Here is a 16,720-nt window from a genome sequence, read left to right on the forward strand (position 1 = left end):
TTCGTGATTTGTAGGTAATAAGTTTGTCTCGATGTTTAGAATATAGATAGAGAGACAGGTACGGAATAAAGAAAATTCCCGTTGATTAAAGTTACACTTTATTTATTTCGTGATGCTGTACATGAATCCTTTTTATATAAGGGAATTATTTCATTTTCTTTATTGATCTTCACATCATGTAATACCTTACAATATAACCAAGGAGAGAAAGTGAAAATTAGTGAAGTATTTAGTGTTGTTTTTATCTTTTAGGAAATCAAGAAATCTAAGAGAGATTGTCAAAGAAAATTCATTCTCATAAAGCCTAAAAAAATGTATGATAGGAAGTGGAGAATTTTTTGGTAGGTGGGAACAGCATGCAAACGGTACAAGAATATCTTTCATTCTTACACACAAAAGCATTTAAATTATCAGAGGACGCACAAGGGTTTATTATGTTTGGTCAAGGGTATACTGGTGCGTCGGATGGGATTGTGAATGCAGCGATTGAGGCAACAATTAAACATCAACTACAATTTGATGGTAGTTATTTTATCGCTTTATTGGAGCGTTTGAAGGAAGAGAAAATTACTGATAAAAAAAGCGCAAAGGCTTTTATGTGGACGTTACAAGCGTAACATCACGCAGCCTGCGCTTCTTTTTTTGCTTTTGAAGGAAGTTCAACGAAGATCATGCCTAAGAAAATACAAAGGCAACCAAGTACTGTGGGAATAGAAAGTTGTTCGTTTGCGACAAGAACACCTGTTAATGCAGCAAAGACAGGTTCCATTGCGAAAATAATGGCAACTCTTGTTGGAGAGGTGTGTTTTTGCGCAGCTGTTTGAATAAAAAAAGCGATGGATGTTGCGAACACGGATGTTGCAAGTAGAGCAAATAAAAAAGCAGAATTCGTCCATAAAGAGATTGAAAATAACTTTTTCCAGTCCTCGAATAAAAAAGCGCAGATAGAAGAGAAAATTCCAACAGATAATACTTGAGATGTGCTTAATAATAAAGGGGATATTTTTTTAGAAAAGACTCCGTTAATGAGAATATGGGCTGCAAAAGCAATTGCACAGCCGAGAACAAGTATATCACCAATATTCAATTGAAAAGAATCACCAGCGGTTAGTAAATATAAGCCTGCTGTTGCAGCAGTAATGCCAAGTATGATAAAAGGTGTAACTCTTTGTTTTAAAAAGATAAATGAAAGAATCGGAACCATAACAATGCTGAGTCCAGTTAAAAATCCTGCTTTAGAAGAAGTGGTATAGAGTAATCCAAATGTTTGTAATAAATAACCGATAAATAAGAAAAATCCGATAATTAAACCAGCAATGCTACTATGTTGAACTTCTTGTTTTGAAGTTTTTTTCGAGAATATAAATTGGACAAATAATAAAATGATTCCAGCAAATAAAAAGCGAACACCATTAAAAGTAAATGGCCCAACAAATGACATTGCATTTTGAACGACAACAAATGTGGCTCCCCAAATAAAGGAGACAAATAATAAAGCGAGAGGAGCAATCCATCCTTTTTTCACACTAAAACCCCCATTAATTTTGTAAAATGGCTTTTCTTGCTAATTCATCGGCAACTTTGTTTTGACTATTTGGAATCCACTTTATAAAGAAAAGATCAAAGCTTTTGATGTACGCTAGTGCTTCTTCTAAAAGTGGTGCATACGTTTTGTTTTTTGCATATTCTTTTTCTACAGCACGTTCAACAAGCTGTGAATCTGTGCGAAAAGATACAATGCTATAATTATGTTCCATGCAATATTTTAATGCGACCAGTAATGCATGATATTCAGCTTCATGGTTGGACATGATTCCAAGTGGCAGTGATAATTGCACAGGTGGCTGCACACCTTTAATAAAAACCCCAGCACCAGAAGGACCTGGATTTCCCTTTGATGCACCATCAATATATACTTCAATCAAAATTGAATACCTCCATTATTATATAGCGTTAGCTGATAGTAATCACCCCGCCTAAAAACTTCTAGGGGCGGGGGATAGAATATGAAAAATGCACTTTATCCAATTGTAATGCTGTAGCGACATGTAAACGTTTCATTTGCTTGTAAGGATTGTACGCCTTTTTTCTCTTTGAAATCTTTAGCTGGTTCTACTTCATCAGCAATTCCATACCACGGTTCGATACATAAGAAAGGAGCGTCATTTCCTAGTGTCCACACACCAACGAATGGGAAACCTTCAAATGCTACTTTTACAAATTTATTATGTTTATGAGAGCCAATGGAAATTTCATTTGTATTCATATTTTCAAAAATAAGGGCATCATTTTTGAATAAATCGTATGTAAGTGGTAATTCTGTCTTGTTTTCAACCATTAGTTGTTTTTCTTTTGAAAGAAATGGTCCTTTTAGAACGTTTGTTTCTAAATGTTCAGGGCCATTAAATGATAAATGGTAATCTGTAAATGATTCACCTTCTATTAAAGGACAATTGAAGCCTGGATGTGCTCCGATAGAAAAGAACATTTCTTTTGAAGTAGGGTTGATAACTTCATAAGTAACATGTATATTTTGCTCGTCTAGTTCATAAGAAACACGTAACTCAAATTCGTACGGATATTTTTGTAAAGTTTCTTGATTACTAGTGACTGCATAAGTAATTTTTGTTTCACTTTTCTCTTTTACTGAAAATGTAAGATCGCGAGCGAAGCCGTGCTGTGTTAATGAATAAGGTTTACCATCTACATAATATATATTGTCCACTAATCTACCGACAATTGGGAATAAAATTGGTGCACGGCGCCCCCAATAGTTAGGATTTCCTTGCCACATATATTCTGTGTTGTCTTCTTTTAAGCGAACGCTTTGTAACTCTGCACCTTTTTCAGAGATGGAAACGATCACTTTTTCATTTTGAATTGTTGCTGTCATGAAGTGAAACCTCCTAAATCTTTCATATTCTTTATTATACGTGGTCTATAAGAAAAAGGGTAGTGGATGGTAGGAATCTATTGACGAATGGTTTGCTATTGCGTACAATATAAAATTGTTGTTTAAAAACGAATCACGTGGTTCGAAACCATCCCACGTAAAAAAACTAAGGAGATTTTGTCATGAATATAAAAACATTAGTTGGTAATGGTATTTTAGCAGCATTATATATTGCTGTTTCAGCACTTATTCAGCCGTTTGGCTTTACGAATGTACAATTTCGTATTTCGGAGATGTTTAATCATCTCGTTGTATTTAATAAGAAATCAATTTATGGAATTGTCTTAGGGGTATTTTTAACAAATCTCTTTTTCTCACCTATGATTGCGTATGATTTAGTATTTGGAGTGGGGCAATCCATTCTTGCACTTCTTGCTACTATTATTTCCATGCGTTTTATTAAGGGTGTTTGGGCGCGCATGATTTTTAATACAGTTATCTTTACAGTTACAATGTTTATGATAGCGATTGAACTTCATCTTGCATTCGATCTGCCATTTTTATTTACATGGCTTACATGTGCAGCTGGTGAATTTGTCGTGATGGCAATTGGTATGCCTGTTATGTATTGGATTAATAAACGAGTGCAATTTGAAAAGGTGATGTAATAAATAAAGAGGCTGAACCAAATCGAAAGGATTGGGTAGCCTCTTTATTTGTATATAAGTAAGTTCTCTCAGTATATCTAATAGCAGTAAAGAAACCGAGATTCAGAAAAAAATTGCATTTGTTGGATTAGGAACTTTAATGATTGTGATGTTAGAATTGATAGTTTTTTCATTACTATAACACGTGTCTGAATTTTCTTTTTTGTTTTCGAAGAGGATAAGGGCTAAATCTAAGTTAGTATTTCTATAAGTAATCGCTTTATCCCGATTTGTGAGGACTGATTAAAGTTTCATTTTATCCCGCATTAACGGACAGTAAGACCCCTACCTCAAGATCCAGAGAGAAATGAGGAAGATAGGTGGGGGATAACTGCTCGTAAAAGCCCGATTGGTTCAACTAACCATCAGTGGGGGATGAAGAAAAACCCCACTGATGGAAGTTTCACTTTATCTCAAAATTTTGAGGAGTTCAAAGGACTTTGATGGAGGATGAAGCCCTTCTAATCATACAGACTCTCCCCTTTCTTGTGAGTTAGGAGAGCAATCTAAGTTAAGTTCAGATAATGGTAGTTACTTACAATATGATTTGATTCATTCGCATATAATACTGTGACTCTTGGTAAAATATAATAAAATAAAAATATGAAGTCTTATATAAGGGGAAAATAGTATGAAGTATAAAATGAATTGGTTGTATAAAACAAAACATGGTCTTCAAACAGAATTAATAACAGATTATATGAGTATGGAAGAAGCTCTCCAATTTGCAGTGGATTTTGAGAAAACGGGAAGAGTAAAAGAACTCGTATTTTACGATGAAATGGGCGCGGAATGGACGCTGAAAGAAATGAAAAAATTGAGTAAACAAGTGGAAGAAGATCCACAAGAAATTCGCATTTACTTTGATGGAGGATATGACATCGAAACGAAAGAGGCGGGACTTGGAATATGCGTGTACTATAAAAAAGGGAAAAAAGTGTATCGTGTTCGTCGAAATGCTTACATAGAAGGTATATATGATAATAATGAGGCAGAGTATGCAGCGTTATTATATGGAATGGATGTATTAGAAGAATTAGGAATCAAATATGAATCAGTTACGCTTCATGGTGATTCTCAAGTCGTACTTCAGCAATTAGCTGGACAGTGGCCATGCTATGATGAACATTTGAATCACTATTTAGATCAAATTGAACAAAAAGCAAAGCAAATGAAATTGAAGCTTGTCTGTGAGCCAGTAACAAGAAAACAAAATAAAGAAGCACATCAATTGGCCGCGCAAGCATTGGAAGGGACACCGATCGATAGTCATAAGGAAGTAACAGAATAGAGAGGTGCACTGGTGAATAAGAAGCAGCTCATTATAGAGGTAAATGATTTATTAGAGACGTATTGTGAAGGATGTTTTTTACAAGAACACTATAGAAAAACACAAAGTAAGTACTATGCCCATTCTTTTTGTATTCGGCAATGCACAGTGGGAGCGAAGTTAAAAGAATATGGCAATCAATTATCATAAAAAACATCCAGAGGTAGCTCTGGATGTTTTTTTAATGCTTAGCTTCTTTCAATTGGTGTTCGCATAGGCTTAGTTTTTTTTCTGCATTCATTAAGAAAGGCTCGTCTAAATCTGTTGCAACAGATTTCATTGTTTCAAGCTGAGAGCGTGCAGATTCTACTGCAGTTGTCGCATGCTGCAGTGATTCAGGATCCATTGTAATTGTTGCAGAACCTACCATTTTTTGTGCTGTTTCTACGCGGAATTTTACTTCTTCAAAATCATTTACATGTGAACCCATTGTCGATTCCTCCTTTGTATTCTGTCACATTTCACATAGTTTTTACTCTGCAAAAAGGAAATATACAAAGGAATAACAAAGGAGGTTACCAAATAAGGTAACCTCCTGTTATATGTTGGATTAAAGTTTTACTACGTTAGCAGCTTGTGGTCCACGGTTTCCTTCAACGATGTCGAAAGATACTTCTTGACCTTCTTCTAAAGCTTTGTAGCCTTCGCCTTGAATAGCTGTGAAATGTACGAATACATCGTCAGCACCTTCAATTTCGATAAATCCAAAACCTTTTTCGTTGTTAAACCATTTTACTTTTCCTTGCATGTTACAATTCCTCCTAAAAAACGATTACTTTTTCATTTAGTGAAGTTCATTTGAAATATTTGCGAATTCATAAAACTGAAAATGCTATATTATCGAATATTCTGCTAAATGATATTTTAAATATACACGAAATGGTAGATTTTAGTCAAGTAAGCGGTTTTATATTTTTGTATTTTCAAATAATTTTTTACACAAGTTTTTAAAATGGTATAGGACAACTTTTATTCTTAATATGCTTAAATGAATGCTGTACATAATGAGGTGAGAGAATGAGTAAGTCTTATTTGTTAGATAATCAAGAAATTAAAACTAGGAGTGATATACCAAGTTGGGTTTCAAAAGAATTTGAGAATTTTTCTAATGTTGTATTAGAGCCAACTTTTCCGTGCTATTTTGGCTTAACGGCCTTAAAGAAAAATGAACTTCGTTACTCGTTTTTATCTCAGGATGATTGGAGTCATTTACCCAAGACTCTGTTTTCTTTTTTACAGTTAATGAATGAGCGACCAGTTGTAAGAAGAGGTTTTTTTCTTTTTGTTGAGCCAGAGTGTGAAGAAAGATCGCTCGAATATTACCGCATGTACTTTTGGAGAGTGCTACAATATTTACATGAAAAGGATGAACAGCCATGGCCAGAGCAAATTCCAAAAAATCCAGATCATTACTTATGGGAATTTTCATTTGGTGGGGAGCCGATGTTTGCATTTGGGAATGCTCCTGCCTATAAACAGAGAAAAACGAGGCATTTAGGAAATTCGCTCATTATAGGATTTCAGCCACGGATCATATTTGATGGATTAGAAGGAGATCGACCGAAAGGGGCATATTCCAGACAAACGGTTAGAGAACGAGTGGAAAAGTGGGATCAGCTGCCGAAACATCCCAATATTAGTCACTATGGTGATCCGAATCATCAGGAATGGAAACAATATTTTATTGGAGATGACATCGAACCAATCGAAGGGAAATGTCCATTTCATCATAAAGTACTAAAATGAAAGCCATCATTAAGGATGGCTTTTTTGCATATTTTGGATAAAAAAGGGCATTTTATATATGTATATTTTTTATAAAAGTTAGTCTATTTTTAGTACTGTTTACATTAGCTAATAGTAAAATGATATAAAAAGGATAGAGCGATGTTTGGAGCAATTATACAGCAATTTATACTAGGAATTTCACTAGCAGCACCAGTAGGGCCAATTAATATTGAAATGTTAAAAAGAGGGATCGAACGTGGGTTTTGGCATGCTTGGCTTGTTGGGGTAGGAGGCATGAGTGCAGATATTTTATTTATGCTGCTTATTTACTTTGGATTATCTTCTGTATTTATGTATACATATGTACAAGCATTTATGTATTGTATAGGTTTTTTCTTATTGTTTTATTTAGGATTTCAAAGTGTAAAACAAGGAATTTTACATTCAAATATGGAATATAAACAAGAAGAGGTAGGTGGACTTCGTCAATCCTTTATGGCAGGATTTTTAATTGCGGTATCTAATCCGTTAAATCTTGTCTTTTGGTTTGGTGTATATGGGAGTACGCTTAATTCACTGCTCACGAAAGTAACAAAACAAGAGGCCCTTTTATATAGTCTCTGCATAATTGGTGGCATTATTTTATGGAATTTAAATATTGCCTTTTCTGTTCATTTTGGACGCACAGTGCTTAAACCAAAGGTACTCGGTTATATTACAGCGGGAGCTGGTTTTATCTTAGTCGGGTATTCGATTCATTTTGCGTATAAAGCTTTACAGTTGTTCATATAAGATTGAAGGGGAGATTTTTATGTATCGAACCACAGTTAATGGAAAAGAAATTATCATTACATTAGCACCAAAAATTCGAAAAGAAATAACGGATAGGGACCCTTTATATGAGGCCGTTCTTCAAACTGTTGAAAGACTACTTCAAACAAAGCAGCTAACATTTGCTGTAAATCATGCAATACTGGGACTGATTATTGGAGAGGTACAGGGAGGTGAAGTAACTGTCTTTGCAGTTGAACACATTATACCGAAACAAAATATATTTGGTTCGCAAAATTTTTTCTCTACAATAGAACAGCGAGCAAATTTGTGAGTAAAAGAGAATAAGATAGATAGAATGAAAACAGTCGTAACGATATGTTATGGCTGTTTTTTCTAAGAAAGGGGATAGGATGAATGAAAAGGGTGATGAAGGAGTTCTTTTTCCAACATGATATTGTGATTATGTTTGGAGTATTTATATTGTTTATCATTATTTTGAAAATGCAATTATTTACAGGGCTGGCGATTTTATCATGTCTTGCGGGAATCGTTTTTTATACAATCAATGAGTATATAACACATCGGTTTTTATTTCATATGAAACCCCCTAAAAATGTTAAAGAGATTACATTATGATCACCATGTGTACCCGGATGATTTAAAGCTATTATTTTTACCAGTATGGTATAGCATGACAGGATTTGCAATTTATTTGTTCATTCTGTATGGACTTACAAGTAATATAACGATTACATTTTCATTTGGAATTGGGATGATTGTCATGTTGCTCGTTTATGAATGGAAACATTATATAGCGCATAGACCAATCCGTCCTTTGACTGGTTTTGGTAGATGGCTAAAAAAACAACATATTTTGCATCATTATAAAAATGAAAATTATTGGTTTGGTGTGTCGAATCCAGTTTATGATTTCTTATTTGGAACTTATAAAAACGGAAAAGATGTTGAATTAAGTAGGACGGCACGTAACTTAGAAAAAGAGAAGTACAAGAAAGTGGTGCGATGAGCACTTCTTTTTATTTTAAAAAAATATATTAAAAAATTAGGAAAATATGACGAAAAATGTCTATCGAAAAATCTTTGCAGAGGAAAAGAGATTGTCTAAAATAAATGTAAGTTTCTGAATATTTATAAAATTTAGTTTTTTGTTTATGAGGGAGAATTTTATTTAAGGATTGAAGGAAAGGGGAGAGGACAAATGAAACGAGAGAGTTCAGCACGTAAGTTGCAAAGTGAGGTAAATTATACAGAAGTCGTCCAGTCAGCGGAATTTCAAGCATTGCTAGAAAAGAAGCGAAAGTTTATTGTTCCGATGAGCATTTTCTTTTTAAGCTTTTTTATTGCTCTGCCGCTTTTGACTTCTTATTCAAAAGTGTTGAATACACCAGCGTTTGGAGATGTTACATGGGCGTGGATCTTTGCTTTCGCACAATTTGTTATGACGTGGTCGTTATGTATGATGTATAACAAAAAAGCGGAATCGTTCGACAAGACTTCGCAAAAAATTCTTCAAGATATACAAAAAGGGAGGGGATAAATTTGAACGTAACGGCGTTTGCACTTTTTTTAATTATCGTTCTTGGTACGCTCGTCATTACATATTTTGCATCGAAAAAGACGAAAAATGCGAGCGAATTTTATACGGCAGGAGGAGGCTTAACTGGGTGGCAAAATGGTTTGGCCATTGCGGGAGATTATATGTCAGCTGCTTCTTTTTTAGGGATTGCAGGGGCAATCGCATTAACTGGATTTGATGGTTTCTTTTATAGCATAGGCTTTCTTGTTGCCTATTTAGTTGTATTATATCTTGTTGCTGAACCGCTTAGAAACTTAGGGAAATATACATTAGCTGATATGATTGCAGCACGTTTTGATGCGAGAAAAGTGCGCGGAGTTGCAGCTTTAAATACGATGACGATTTCAATTTTCTATATGATTGCACAGCTTGTGGGAGCAGGAGCACTTATTAAATTATTATTAGGGATTGAATATACGACATCCGTTTTAATTGTTGGAACGTTAATGACGGTGTATGTGATTTTTGGAGGTATGACAGCGACGAGTTGGGTGCAAATTGTAAAAGCTGTCTTGCTAATGGCAGGGACATTTATTATTTCAGTAATTGTATTTGCTAAATTTAATTTTAGCGTGACAGAAATGTTTGCGCAGATGAAAACGGCAACACCTCTAAAAGAGGCATTTTTAAATCCAGGTGTGAAATATAAAAATGGATTAGATACGATTTCTTTAAATTTAGGTCTTGTTTTAGGGACAGCTGGTTTACCTCATATTCTTGTTCGCTTTTTCACTGTTCGTGACGCGAAAACAGCACGTCAGTCTGTTGTATATGCAACGTGGTTAATTGGTGCATTTTATATTATGACCATTTTCCTAGGTTTTGGTGCAGCTGCATTTGTAGGGAATGCTGCAATTATTCAGGCAAATCCAGCTGGTAATATGGCAGCACCTTTATTAGCAAAAGCACTTGGGGGAGATTTCTTATTTGCATTCGTTTCTGCAATTGCATTTGCGACGATTTTAGCCGTTGTAGCTGGTTTAGTTTTAACAGCCGCTTCAGCTTTCGCACATGATTTCTATAATGAAATTATTCGCCGAGGAAAATCAACAGAAAAAGAGCAGGTGTCCATGGCACGCTATGCATCAATTGGTGTAGCTGTATTATCTATTATTTTAGCGTTATTTGCTCAAACGTTAAATGTTGCGTTTCTAGTGTCGTTAGCATTTGCGGTTGCTGCAAGTGCTAACTTACCAGTGATTTTGTTTACAATTTATTGGAAACGCTTTAATACAACAGGAGCAATTTGTGGAATGGTTGTTGGGTTAGTATCAGCTATCGTATTAGTGGCACTAAGCCCGAATGTTTGGAATCCCGAAGCTGGGAAAGCAATCTTTGTTGGAAAAGCATTATTCCCTTATACAACACCTGGAATTATTTCTATTCCACTTGGATTTTTAGCAGCGTATTTAGGGACAATCTTTTCAAGTAAGAAAGAAGATGCAGCGAAGTTCGATGAAATCCTTGTTAAATCTAACACAGGTCATGGAGTTAGTGACGTGTCTGCGCATTAAGAAGAAAGAGAGCTTTCCAGTTGCTTGGAGAGCTCTTTTGTTTTGTAATGTTGCTTGAAAATATTACTCGGCAGTCGGTAGGATTTATTTTGTTCATGTGGAATGAAAATAAATAGGGAAAAGTTTTATCTCATCATGGCGCCAGTACAGCTTGGGAAAATATAAGTTGTTTTGGAAGGTGGAATGTATGATGAAAACGAAACAATCAGATGCATTATTAGCAAAGGATGAAAAGTATGTGTGGCATGGAATGCGTCCTTTTAGTCCAAATAGTACAATGGTTGGGGCAAAAGCAGAAGGATGCTGGGTAGAAGATATAGAGGGGAAACGGTACTTAGATGGGATGAGTGGGCTTTGGTGTGTGAATAGTGGATACGGAAGAAAAGAGCTTGCTGAAGCAGCGTATGAGCAATTGCAAAAATTATCATATTTTCCAATGTCACAATCTCATGAACCTGCAATTCAGCTTGCTGAAAAGTTAAATGAATGGCTTGGAGGAGAGTATGTTATTTTCTTCTCTAACAGTGGATCGGAAGCGAATGAAACAGCATTTAAAGTTGCTCGTCAATATTATGCTCATAAGGGAGAGTCACACCGTTATAAATTTATGTCACGTTATCGTGGTTATCATGGAAATACAATGGCGACGATGGCAGCGACAGGACAGGCACAGCGGAGGTATCAGTATGAGCCATTTGCTTCTGGTTTTTTACATGTTACGCCACCAGATTGTTACCGAATGCCAGAGATTTCGTCACAAAATATTTATGATGTAGAGTGTGTGAAAGAAATTGATCGTGTTATGACGTGGGAACTAAGTGAAACGATAGCTGGATTGATTATGGAACCAATTATTACAGGCGGAGGAATTTTGATGCCCCCGCAAGATTATATGAAAGCTGTTCATGAGACGTGTCAAAAACATGGTGCATTGCTAATTAGTGACGAAGTAATTTGTGGTTTCGGTCGTACAGGAAAAGCGTTTGGTTTTATGAATTATGATGTAAAGCCTGACATTATTACAATGGCAAAAGGGATTACAAGTGCATACTTACCGTTATCAGCAACAGCAGTGAAGAAAGAGATTTATGAAGCATTTAAAGGAAAGGGAGAATATGAATTTTTCCGTCATATTAACACGTTTGGTGGCAATCCAGCAGCTTGTGCGTTAGCACTTAAAAACTTAGAGATTATGGAAAACGAAAATTTAATTGAGCGTTCTGCACAAATGGGATCGCTTTTATTAGAGCAATTAAAAGAAGAAATAGGAGATGATCATCCACTTGTTGGAGATATTAGAGGGAAAGGGTTGCTAGTTGGCATTGAGCTGGTAAATGACAAAGGAACAAAAGAACCAATTGATAATGATAAAATTGCCAGTGTAGTGAATGCTTGTAAAGAAAAAGGATTAATCATTGGACGTAACGGAATGACAACAGCAGGCTATAATAATGTTTTAACGTTAGCACCGCCTCTTATTATTTCAAGTGAAGAAATTGCTTTTGTTGTCGGGACATTGAAGACAGCGATGGAACGTATTTAAAAAAACCGATTCATCCCCCACCTTCACTTCGTTTAGAGGAGGGGGTCTTCTCGGTTAAAATGATAAAAAATGAGATGATTGTCTTTTGAAGAGAATCATCTCGTTTTTTATATTATGAAACTAGTACTCTATATAGCTATTATGCACTTTGTTTTAATTGCTTATCTTTTACACCGAAAGAATATTTTAACATTGGTGGTGTAATCATTGTTGTTAAAATAACGACAATTACAATTGCTGTAAAGTAATCTTGTGCTAGTAGTCCAGAAGTAAGCCCCTGTCCTGCAATGATAAGAGCAACTTCACCGCGTGAAACCATTCCGGACCCAATGATTGTAGATGATTGTAAATCAAATCCTGTCATGCGCGCTCCGAAGCCACAACCAATCAGTTTTGTTAATACAGCAATTACAGTTAAAGCCAAGATAAACCATACTTTATCTCCAATGCCTGCAAACGTAATATTCATACCAATGCTTACAAAGAAGATAGGAACGAACATTGCATAAGCGATTGGTTCTACTTTCTTTTCTACTTCATGTTTGTAATCTGTTTGAGAGATAGCAATACCTGCTGCAAATGCTCCGATAATGCCTGCGATTCCTAATAGTTCACCGAAATATGCAAAAGCGAAACAAATGATAAGAGCCGCACTAATTATAGACTCTGATACGCGTAGTGGTGATAACCAACGCATAATCATTGGAACACCTTTCCAACCGATTAGGATGATAGAAAGGAAGAAAACAACCTTTTTCAAAATAATCATTGTTAAGCTTACATCACCTGAGCCTAAGAAACTCATGGCAAATGCTAGTAAAATAACAACAAGAATATCATCAAATACAGCTGCTCCCAACATTGTTGTGCTTTCGCGAGTCTTCATTTTTCCTAAGTCACGAAGTGTTTGTACAGAGATACTAACACTTGTTGCACATAGAAGTAATCCTAAAAAGACAGCATTTGCTTGTTCCATACCCATAATTAGTCCTGAAACATAACCACCTACAAATGGAAGAATAATACCGCCAACAGCAACAGCTAAAGATGAATTGCGATTTTCATTTAGTTCTTTTAAATCTGTTTCTAGACCTGCCATAAACATAAGGAGAATAACTCCTACTTGACTTAACTGTGTGAGTAAATCTGAATTGTTAACTAAACCTAATACCGCCGGACCAATTACAATACCAACAATTAATTTCCCGAGTACAGAAGGTTGTCCTAATCTCACACTAATGTCACCAGCAATTTTGGTGCTTAGTAAAATTAACGCAATTTGAAAGAAAAATTCCATCTCATCTCTCCTTTTCATTTTTTGTTTTTATTAAACGATTTCTCGGAGTTTGCCTAATGTACTAATATGTAAAACACATTAAACAAGAGGTCTTTATACGAGTTCTTTTGAACTTGTAATTTGAACCTGTGATAAATATATAATAAATTTCAAGAAAAATCAATGTTAAATCGGAAGATTTTCATGGGGATGATTCATTTTGAATAAGGAATAAATGTCTATATAATGAAGGGGAAGAAAAACAAATTTGTTTTTAACGAATCAATTTATTTGAAAGAAACGGAGTAGAAAATATGTTATTCAATCAACGCTTTACTATTGGAGAAATGGCAAAAATGCATAATATTGCGGAGTCAACATTACGTTATTACGATGAAAAAGGTATTTTTCATCCATCCATTGTTGATCCACAAACAAAGTATCGATATTATACAATCGACCAATTTGCACTTTTAGATACAATTAAATTTTTACGGCAGTTAAATATTTCTTTAAAAGAAATAAAGGAATATATTGATGAAAGAAACCCATCTTATGCCTTAAATTTACTTAAAAAACAACAAGAGATGATGTTAAAAAAACAAAGAGAAATTGAATATGCATTGGCTAAAATGAAGCATAAAATCGATTTGATGAAAGAAGCTACAAAGTCAAAAGCTAATAATGTGACACTTAAAAAATTACCAAAGAGAAAAATTACAGCGTTAGCTATTGCACCAAATATAACGGATGATATGTTTGAATATTATATCCATTCACTCCAAAAAAATATGAAGCAAATAGATGATAGTTTATTTTCAGGAGACCTAGGTGTGACAGTGTCAAAAGAAGGGTTGCTTCAAAATGAATTTCAAGCATATAACAGTGTTTTTATTCTCCTTGATTATATGCCGTTTCAAATTATTACTTCAGATGAAATTAAAGAAGGGATGTTCGCTTGCTCTTATCACCATGGGCCATATGAAAAAACGGATGGAACTTATAAGAAGCTGTTAATGGATATCAAGGAGAAAGGATATGAAGTGTCTGGAGATGCAATTGAGCTCGCTTTAATTGACTGTTCTGTAACGGAGAATCCAGAAGAGCAAGTTACAGAAATACAAATCCCGGTAATAAAAAAGAAGTAAGAGGTTGTATAATAAAAATGTATTTTTAATTCTCACTTGACCTTCAAGTTGCTTGAAGGTTTAAAATGTGAACAGAGAATTGAAAAGGAGCATTTTATTATGGAAACAACTGAGAAATTAAGAGAAAAACCAATGAAAAATTTATTTATATCTTATTTAATACCAGCGGTTCTTGGAATGGTATTAATGTCGGTGAATATTGTAATCGATGCCGTTATGATTAGCAGAGGAGTCGGAGCGAATGGCTTAGCGGGAGTAAACGTTGCTATCCCGGCCTTTTCCATTTTTTTCTCTATATCATTGTGGATTGGAATGGGCGGAGCTACACTATATTCCATAGCATTAGGTGAAAATAAAATAGAGCGAGCGAGATCCATTTTTACTCAGTCTATGACAGTGGCTGTTGTAATTGTTGGTGCTTTAATGGTCATCTGTTTATGGAGAATAGAAGATTTGGCCTATTTATTTGGAGCTAATGAAGTAATCTTACCATATGCATTAGACTATTTAACTGTATTATTAACATTTGGAATGATATACGTATTAGAAAATATTTTAAGTACATTTATACGAAACGACGGAAATCCAAATTTAGCGATGGCAGGACTTGTTGTAACAGCGTTGTTAAATATTGCTTTTGATTATATTTTTATTTTTATTTTTGGCTGGGGTGTAACAGGAGCGGCGGCAGCGACTATCCTGTCAGCAGCAATTGGTTTTCTTGTTTTATTAAGTCATTTCTTTAGAAAAAGTAGCATTTTAAAATGGACGAAATTTCATTTTGAATGGAATACAGTCAAACAAATTATGGTGATTGGTTTTCCAAGTTTCACCGCAGAAATAACAGTAGCGATTGTAACGATTGGTTTTAACATAACCTTTATGAAATATGCAGGAGAATTAGGTGTAGCATCTTACGCAATAGTGAATAGTATTCACTCCATGATGCTATTAGTATTCTTAGGTGTTGGAGCGGCATTGCAACCAATTGCAAGTTTTCATTACGGTGCAAATTTACCTGAACGTTTGAAGGAAGGACTAAACTTTGCAGTCAAAACAGCTATTGTACTTGGATGTGTAGCAATTGTGAGCGGATTATTCTTTGGGGAATACATTATTGGTTTATTTGATGTTCAATCAAAAGAGTTACTGACACTAACTGTAACAGGAATGAGTCTGTTCTTTGTTCAATATGTATTTTTTGGCTATAACATTGTATATGGAGAGTATTTCCAATCGGTGAGACAAACAAGAAAGTCTATCTTGATTATTTTGAACCGCGGTTTATTACTCATTATTCCACTCTTATGGATTATGCCAAAGTTGTTTGGAGTAAATGGAATTTGGCTTGTAATGCCTGTATCTGAAGTATTAACAGCGATTGTTGTATTTGGGATGAATCGTATTTCTCATCCTGTATCAGTACGAAATATAGAAAGAGAACATGTGGCATGATAGAAATCCCCTTAATGTATTTAAGGGGATTTCTTATTTTTTAGGCTAATTGCAAAAGAGCCTTCAGTTTCTTGTACAGAAGCAAATGCAATGTTTTTTATATCTTCAAATCCTTTTTCTAGTAACTCTTTCCGAAGCCATTTTTCATTTTTATGGATTAATTTTAAATTATCGTATTGAATTTGTGCATCAACGATAAGGGCAATTGGTAATCCTGCATATTTTACATCTATATGCATATCTTTTGGAGTGAGAGGAACAAGCTCTCTTTTTGGTAAAATACTAATGGCGCCATTCGCTTCTAAAATGGCATATTCGATTTCATGTACGCTAGGATATCCTGCTACGCGAAGATTAGATAGTAACTCAGCAATTGGATATCTACTTTTCTTTAGATTTTCAAAAACAATATCTCCATGTTTAATTAAAATAATGGGGTGACCAAGAATGAAACGATTCAGTTTATTTAGCAAGCTCAATTTTGTAATCAAGAGATGAAGACATGTAATCACAATTATACCTACAATAGCTTGCAGAGCGCCATCAACCGGTATAGCTCGAAAAGCTAAATAAGATAAAAAGATAATCGCCCCGAAATCGTGTGGTGTAAGCTGTGCGAGTGCGGATTTTCCTAGTAGTTTAAGCGAGATAAGAAATAATAAAAAGAAGAAGGTTATATTACATAAAAAAACAATCAATGTTTACACTCCTTAATGCAAAGTTCCCATTATCTTATATATACCTTATCCACTATT

At 34.9% G+C, this 16,720-nt stretch carries 19 protein-coding genes, 1 pseudogene and 1 riboswitch; of the genes and pseudogenes, 13 read left to right on the plus strand and 7 right to left on the minus strand.

Features of this window, described 5'->3' with window-relative positions:
• Window positions 1-356 precede the first annotated feature (356 nt).
• On the plus strand, window positions 357-617 hold the full coding sequence (locus JDS96_RS12125; RefSeq protein ID WP_199666986.1) for a DUF6123 family protein: 261 nt from the start codon (window positions 357-359) through the stop codon (window positions 615-617).
• Window positions 618-619: 2 nt separating this feature from the next.
• Here JDS96_RS12125 and JDS96_RS12130 read toward each other — a convergent pair whose 3' ends face one another.
• The 3 genes from JDS96_RS12130 to JDS96_RS12140 form a co-directional block, all read right to left on the minus strand.
• A complete protein-coding gene (locus JDS96_RS12130; protein WP_199666987.1) occupies window positions 620-1,525 on the minus strand; it encodes a DMT family transporter in 906 nt (301 codons plus the stop codon).
• Window positions 1,526-1,538: 13 nt separating this feature from the next.
• Window positions 1,539-1,925 (minus strand): reverse transcriptase-like protein, encoded by a 387-nt coding sequence (locus tag JDS96_RS12135; protein ID WP_003196481.1) that lies wholly within the window; start codon window positions 1,923-1,925, stop codon window positions 1,539-1,541.
• A 95-nt stretch (window positions 1,926-2,020) separates the two neighbouring features.
• Window positions 2,021-2,893, minus strand: a complete 873-nt coding sequence (locus tag JDS96_RS12140; RefSeq protein WP_199666988.1) for an aldose 1-epimerase family protein — start codon at window positions 2,891-2,893, stop codon at window positions 2,021-2,023.
• A gap of 131 nt (window positions 2,894-3,024) precedes the next feature.
• Window positions 3,025-3,069, plus strand: a riboswitch (PreQ1 riboswitch).
• 6 nt (window positions 3,070-3,075) lie between these two features.
• Between JDS96_RS12140 and JDS96_RS12145 the strand changes: the two genes are divergently transcribed.
• The 3 genes from JDS96_RS12145 to JDS96_RS12155 all read left to right on the plus strand — a co-directional run bounded on the left by JDS96_RS12145 (window position 3,076) and on the right by JDS96_RS12155 (window position 5,080).
• A complete protein-coding gene (locus JDS96_RS12145; protein WP_003196485.1) occupies window positions 3,076-3,561 on the plus strand; it encodes a QueT transporter family protein in 486 nt (161 codons plus the stop codon).
• Window positions 3,562-4,231: 670 nt separating this feature from the next.
• Window positions 4,232-4,891, plus strand: coding sequence for a ribonuclease H family protein (locus JDS96_RS12150; protein WP_006094345.1), 660 nt, complete (start codon window positions 4,232-4,234; stop codon window positions 4,889-4,891).
• Between the two features lie 12 nt (window positions 4,892-4,903).
• Complete coding sequence (locus tag JDS96_RS12155; RefSeq protein WP_003196489.1) at window positions 4,904-5,080, plus strand: zinc-finger domain-containing protein; 177 nt, start codon at window positions 4,904-4,906, stop codon at window positions 5,078-5,080.
• A gap of 31 nt (window positions 5,081-5,111) precedes the next feature.
• On the opposite strand, the gene JDS96_RS12160 is transcribed toward JDS96_RS12155, so the two are convergent.
• Window positions 5,112-5,360 carry a DUF2564 family protein gene (locus tag JDS96_RS12160; RefSeq protein ID WP_199666989.1) on the minus strand — a complete coding sequence of 83 codons (249 nt, stop codon included), beginning with the start codon at window positions 5,358-5,360 and terminating at the stop codon, window positions 5,112-5,114.
• 120 nt (window positions 5,361-5,480) lie between these two features.
• Window positions 5,481-5,678 (minus strand): cold shock-like protein CspB, encoded by a 198-nt coding sequence (gene cspB, locus JDS96_RS12165; protein ID WP_003196492.1) that lies wholly within the window; start codon window positions 5,676-5,678, stop codon window positions 5,481-5,483.
• Window positions 5,679-5,947: 269 nt separating this feature from the next.
• Here cspB and JDS96_RS12170 point away from each other — a divergent pair, with 269 nt between their 5' ends.
• From JDS96_RS12170 to JDS96_RS12205, 7 genes and pseudogenes are all read left to right on the plus strand, one after another.
• Entirely contained in the window at window positions 5,948-6,676 is a 729-nt protein-coding gene (locus JDS96_RS12170; protein WP_003196494.1) for a YqcI/YcgG family protein, read from the plus strand.
• A gap of 141 nt (window positions 6,677-6,817) precedes the next feature.
• Entirely contained in the window at window positions 6,818-7,450 is a 633-nt protein-coding gene (locus JDS96_RS12175) for a LysE family transporter (RefSeq protein WP_199666990.1), read from the plus strand.
• 19 nt (window positions 7,451-7,469) lie between these two features.
• Window positions 7,470-7,763 carry a hypothetical protein gene (locus tag JDS96_RS12180; RefSeq protein WP_018764327.1) on the plus strand — a complete coding sequence of 98 codons (294 nt, stop codon included), beginning with the start codon at window positions 7,470-7,472 and terminating at the stop codon, window positions 7,761-7,763.
• A gap of 83 nt (window positions 7,764-7,846) precedes the next feature.
• Window positions 7,847-8,459, plus strand: a pseudogene (locus JDS96_RS31725) (sterol desaturase family protein).
• A 192-nt stretch (window positions 8,460-8,651) separates the two neighbouring features.
• Complete coding sequence (locus JDS96_RS12195; RefSeq protein ID WP_003196502.1) at window positions 8,652-8,990, plus strand: DUF485 domain-containing protein; 339 nt, start codon at window positions 8,652-8,654, stop codon at window positions 8,988-8,990.
• 2 nt (window positions 8,991-8,992) lie between these two features.
• Window positions 8,993-10,543: a solute symporter family protein gene (locus JDS96_RS12200; RefSeq protein ID WP_003196504.1), complete on the plus strand. Its 1,551-nt coding sequence runs from the start codon at window positions 8,993-8,995 to the stop codon at window positions 10,541-10,543.
• A 190-nt stretch (window positions 10,544-10,733) separates the two neighbouring features.
• Entirely contained in the window at window positions 10,734-12,086 is a 1,353-nt protein-coding gene (locus JDS96_RS12205) for an aspartate aminotransferase family protein (protein WP_033796022.1), read from the plus strand.
• Window positions 12,087-12,225: 139 nt separating this feature from the next.
• Here the strand turns inward: JDS96_RS12205 and JDS96_RS12210 are convergent, their stop codons facing one another.
• Entirely contained in the window at window positions 12,226-13,383 is a 1,158-nt protein-coding gene (locus JDS96_RS12210) for a cation:proton antiporter (RefSeq protein ID WP_018764331.1), read from the minus strand.
• A 293-nt stretch (window positions 13,384-13,676) separates the two neighbouring features.
• Here JDS96_RS12210 and JDS96_RS12215 point away from each other — a divergent pair, with 293 nt between their 5' ends.
• Entirely contained in the window at window positions 13,677-14,510 is an 834-nt protein-coding gene (locus JDS96_RS12215; RefSeq protein ID WP_003196509.1) for a MerR family transcriptional regulator, read from the plus strand.
• A gap of 96 nt (window positions 14,511-14,606) precedes the next feature.
• Window positions 14,607-15,965: an MATE family efflux transporter gene (locus tag JDS96_RS12220; protein WP_033794770.1), complete on the plus strand. Its 1,359-nt coding sequence runs from the start codon at window positions 14,607-14,609 to the stop codon at window positions 15,963-15,965.
• A 20-nt stretch (window positions 15,966-15,985) separates the two neighbouring features.
• Here the strand turns inward: JDS96_RS12220 and JDS96_RS12225 are convergent, their stop codons facing one another.
• A complete protein-coding gene (locus tag JDS96_RS12225) occupies window positions 15,986-16,663 on the minus strand; it encodes a DUF421 domain-containing protein (RefSeq protein WP_003196513.1) in 678 nt (225 codons plus the stop codon).
• Between the last annotated feature and the right edge of the window lie 57 nt (window positions 16,664-16,720).

It is taken from the genome of Bacillus cereus group sp. N21, assembly GCF_016483395.1.
Lineage (GTDB): Bacteria > Bacillota > Bacilli > Bacillales > Bacillaceae_G > Bacillus_A > Bacillus_A pseudomycoides.